Raw genomic sequence first — 4,118 nt, forward strand, 5'->3', positions numbered from 1 at the left:
GCATCACCTTGCCAAGGTGAGGGTCGCGGGTTCGAATCCCGTCGTCCGCTCCAAGTTCTCGGTGTGACACAACGCTTCTGAGGCGACTCCCCGAATCGCACCCGTGGAAGTTGCCCATGAATTGCCCATGACTTGCCCATCAAGTCGACGGCTGCCATGGCGATTCGATTGGCGTGACAGGCGGGTCCACGTCCTGACTCGGTTCATGGCCGTCTTCGAGTCGGTGGTGGTCGAGGCGCAGCGTGCGATCGCTCAGGTTGTGGGCGGTAACAGCGTCGTGGGTGATGACGACGAACGCGATTCCCGCGAGTTCGCGCCGTTGGCCTAAGGCCTAGGACGCACCGGGGAGGAGGGACGCGGTGAAGGCGGCCATTTCCGCCAGGTAGCGGTCGCAGTGCGCGGTCTTGTCGACGATCATCTGCTTCACGTCGAGACCGCCGGAGATCACCGGCGGCACGTAGTACTCGAAGCCGCCGTCCTCCATCGCGTCCGCGATCCCGACCGCGCAGTCGCGGGCGCTCACCTTCTCGACCTCGAACAGCACGGGCGCGTTGCCCGGTTGGTCCCAGATCTCTGACTCGATCGGGCCGGGGAGCACGAGCTTCACCGCCACTCCGGTGCCCTCGAGGTCGATGCGCATGGCCTCGCTCCAGCCCGCCAACGCGAACTTCGACGAGTTGTACGCCGACTCGTTCCTGCCCCCGGCGCGCCCACCGACCGACGAGACGTTCACGATCAGGCCGGCGCCGCGGGCGAGCATCGCGGGCAATGCGGCGAGGGTCATCGCCGCGGGCGCGTCGAAGTTCACGCGCATCGTCTCGGCGAGTTGGGCACGCGACAATGCGGTCACCGGGACGCGTTTGGGGATCGCCGCGTTGTGCACGATCGCGTCGATCGCGCCCCACTCGTGCTCGACCGTGCCGACGAGCGCACACGCGGCGTCGACGTCGCCGAGGTCGCACGGCCACGCCCGCGACTCGGGTGTGTGCGGCGAACACTCGGCGAGCACCGCGGCGAGCCGCTCGGCGCGCCGAGCGACGAGTCCTACGGTCGCGCCCCGTTCGGCGAGCACGACCGCGAGCGCCGCGCCGATGCCCGACGACGCGCCCGTGACGAGAACATTCGACCGGTGCAGCTGCATGCGCGGATGGTACAAGGCCGTTCAATATCGAAGGCACGCGCCATGTTGTCGGTGCCGGACATTAGACACTTTCGGCTCCATGACTTGCCCATGGCCCCAACTTCGCAATTCGGGCTCTGGCTCGCGGTCACTTGATGAGCCGTTGCGCGCGTTGTTGGATCTCGGGGGTGACGTCGGGAATCGCGTTGACGCGTTCGAGAACAGTGGCGGGATCGACCAGTCCATGGTCGACGAGCGCGGTGCAGTACTCGAGGTCCTTGTGGCGTCCGGCGGCGATCTTGGAGGCCCAGAGGTCGTGGCGTTCGAGGCACCAGGCGACGGCGTGGGGGCCGACACGCGGGTCGGGGACCGGGTACTCACATGTGAGTGGAACGAGGCGGTCTCGCCAGCCGTTGGGGAGCCGGGCCGTGGTGAGGTCGACCCCCTGGGCGTAGATGCCGAACTGTTGGTGGAAGTTCGATGCTTCGCCGATGAGCTCGATGCGATCGGCTGATTCGGCGCTGCCGTCGATGGCCATCACGTCGGTCTCGTTCGATCGTGTGGCTTCCCACGGGAGTTGGAGATCGGGCACACTGGCGTGAATCGCTTGGGATCCGATGACGATCACATCAGCCTCACCGAGCGCGCTGGCCGCGGCGCGCACAGTGTGCTCGAACTGTTCGCGGTTCACAGGAGTGCCGCCGCGGCGGCGAGTACCGAGGTTCGTTCGTTGTCGTTCAGTGCTCCCGCGAACGGGGTCATCTGGCGGAGGTCGCGGGCGTGCTCGCTCCGGTCGCCCAGGACACGAGTGATCGCGGGGATGTTGCGGTCCGCAACGAGCTCGGTCCACTCGTCGAGGAGTCGGTGCGCGCCGCGGGTCGACGCGGCCTGGCGCATGGTTTGAAGATTCCGGCGAGCCGACTGCAGCACTCGGTGAGGATCGGTGGCGAGGCGCTCGGCGATCGCCGCGTGCAACGCGAGGCTTCGGCGGTCACTTCGGGTCATGCCGTCGTGGAGCTCGACGACAAGTTCCGTTCCCGTCGCGCCGACCAAGCGCGCCAATGTGGACAGGCGAGGCTCGCGGGTGCCGCTCTCGTAGGCCGCGATCGTCGGCCCGGAGGTGCCGGCCAGTTCGGCCAACCCGCGCTGCGACAACCCCGCCTGGGTGCGCGCTTGGTACACGAGCTCACCGCCGGTGTCGCCAGTCACTCTCGCCATATTGCTATCGTATCAGATAGCAGGATGAAGTGCGCGACAGCGACGCGATGGCTTCGAGCTTGTCCATCCGCTTGTCCATCTACTCGCGCACACACCATGGACTGCGTGGACGCAATGGACTAGAAACGTGTTGCCTACCAACACCAGAACACGCGGGTGCACACGACAGACGGTTCCCGCCACCTTTTTTTGCCAAGGTGAGGGTCGCGGGTTCGAATCCCGTCGTCCGCTCCAAGAACCTGTTATCCGGTAAGGCGTTCCGAGTGCTCGGTCGAGTTGCAGCCGTGTGACTTGCCCATGGTCTGCTCATGACTTGCCCATGGCCGGAACTTCGCAATCCAGGCACAGGCTCTTGGTCATGCCTGGATCGATGCGCCAACGTGCGTGGAGGGGACCTCTCGCCTGGGACCGTGCGTCGGTTGCACGGCGTGTTGCACGCCGGGCTCGCCCAAGCACAGCGTTGGGAATGGATCTGGATGAACCCGCCGCCCACGCCAGCCCACCCCGTTCCGTACCGAACGAGATCCGACCGCCGAGCCCCGCGGACGTCGCGTTGCTGATCGCGAAGGCGACCGCCGCTGATCCGGCACTCGGTGCCTTCCTCCGGCTGGCCGCATCAACGGGCGCGCGCCGCAGTCAGCTCCTCGCGTTGCGGTGGAAGGACGTCGATCTCGAACGGCGCCGGATCAGTTTCACCCGCGCGCTCGTCGAAGGACCCACCGGTCCGGTCCTTGCACCGACCAAAGCGCGCCGCGCCTACCAGGTCAGTCTCGATGTCGACACGGCCGCGTTCCTCGCGCAGCACCGGTCGTGCCGCGATCGCCTCGCTGATTCGTTCGTGTTCAGTCACGATACCGACGGCGCGACACCGTGGAAGCCGAACTGGGTCACCAGCGCATTCATCCGTCTTCGACGCGACACCGGCATCCCACGTTGCCGACTGCACGATCTGCGCCACTTCATGGCCACCGAGATGCTCGCCGCCGGCGTAGCGATCCCGATCGTCGCTGCGCGTCTCTCTCACGCCCGAGCGTCCACAACGCTCAACGTCTATGCGCACGCAGTTCCCGGAGGCGACCGCGCCGCAGCCGAGGCACTCGCCGACCTCCTGCGCTAACGGACCCCGACCGAAGCCGGGGTCCGAGACGCGGTTCGAGTCGGGGCTGAGCGCCTCAGCGCTCGAGCGAAGGCGTCAGACCGTCAACGGTCATCTCGAAGTACTCGTTCTTGGAGAACGCTCCGACGACGCTCTCGACGAGCTCGCGTACGGCATCAACCGACGGGCCTTCCCAGAGGCAGATGCCCGTGGTGTGATCCTTGGTCGAGGCGTGGATCGGGAGTCCGAACCCGTCGGGAAGCCCCGCCGCGATCGCCTTGTCCTCGGCCTCTTCGAACCCCTTGGGGTCGTTGATGTGGTGGATGACACCTACGAACATGCTTCTCCTATCGACGGGTTGATCGGTCAGTCTCGCACGCGATCGCGGCGGAACGCCAGGGCGATCCGTCGCACATGATCAAGCTCTCGCTGTCCCACGTCCGGGAGTCTCGCGCCACGCGCGAGCTCGACGTGCACGCCAGCCCGCTGCTCAATCGTCGCGGCTCGCTCTGTCTTGTCCATCCACCTGTCCATCTACTCGCAATGAATGCATGGACTGGCTGGACGCAATGGACTACAAAGACGTTGCCTACCAACACAACAACACGCGGTGGACGCGATGAGACGGGTACCGCCTCCTTGCCAAGGTGAGGGTCGCGGGTTCGAATCCCGTCGTCCGCTCCA

General features: G+C 66.1%; 6 protein-coding genes and 1 tRNA gene. 3 read left to right on the forward strand and 4 right to left on the reverse strand.

Annotation, left to right across the window (positions count from 1 at the left end):
• Positions 1-205 precede the first annotated feature (205 nt).
• On the forward strand, positions 206-328 hold the full coding sequence (locus WEE69_06180; protein ID MEX1144873.1) for a hypothetical protein: 123 nt from the start codon (positions 206-208) through the stop codon (positions 326-328).
• A 3-nt stretch (positions 329-331) separates the two neighbouring features.
• On the opposite strand, the gene WEE69_06185 is transcribed toward WEE69_06180, so the two are convergent.
• The 3 genes from WEE69_06185 to WEE69_06195 all read right to left on the reverse strand — a co-directional run bounded on the left by WEE69_06185 (position 332) and on the right by WEE69_06195 (position 2,338).
• On the reverse strand, positions 332-1,141 hold the full coding sequence (locus tag WEE69_06185) for an SDR family oxidoreductase (protein MEX1144874.1): 810 nt from the start codon (positions 1,139-1,141) through the stop codon (positions 332-334).
• A gap of 127 nt (positions 1,142-1,268) precedes the next feature.
• On the reverse strand, positions 1,269-1,811 hold the full coding sequence (locus WEE69_06190) for a hypothetical protein (GenBank protein MEX1144875.1): 543 nt from the start codon (positions 1,809-1,811) through the stop codon (positions 1,269-1,271).
• A complete protein-coding gene (locus WEE69_06195; GenBank protein MEX1144876.1) occupies positions 1,808-2,338 on the reverse strand; it encodes a helix-turn-helix transcriptional regulator in 531 nt (176 codons plus the stop codon). Before WEE69_06195 ends, WEE69_06190 begins: the two co-directional genes overlap by 4 nt.
• A gap of 152 nt (positions 2,339-2,490) precedes the next feature.
• Between WEE69_06195 and WEE69_06200 the strand changes: the two genes are divergently transcribed.
• Positions 2,491-2,572: transfer RNA gene (locus WEE69_06200), tRNA-OTHER, on the forward strand.
• 232 nt (positions 2,573-2,804) lie between these two features.
• The gene (locus WEE69_06205) at positions 2,805-3,455 is read left to right on the forward strand and encodes a site-specific integrase (protein MEX1144877.1); all 651 of its coding nucleotides are present in this window, start codon (positions 2,805-2,807) and stop codon (positions 3,453-3,455) included.
• 55 nt (positions 3,456-3,510) lie between these two features.
• Here the strand turns inward: WEE69_06205 and WEE69_06210 are convergent, their stop codons facing one another.
• A complete protein-coding gene (locus WEE69_06210; GenBank protein ID MEX1144878.1) occupies positions 3,511-3,774 on the reverse strand; it encodes a hypothetical protein in 264 nt (87 codons plus the stop codon).
• Positions 3,775-4,118: the final 344 nt, after the last annotated feature.

This window comes from Acidimicrobiia bacterium (assembly GCA_040881685.1).
In the GTDB taxonomy this organism is placed as follows: domain Bacteria; phylum Actinomycetota; class Acidimicrobiia; order IMCC26256; family PALSA-555; genus SHVJ01.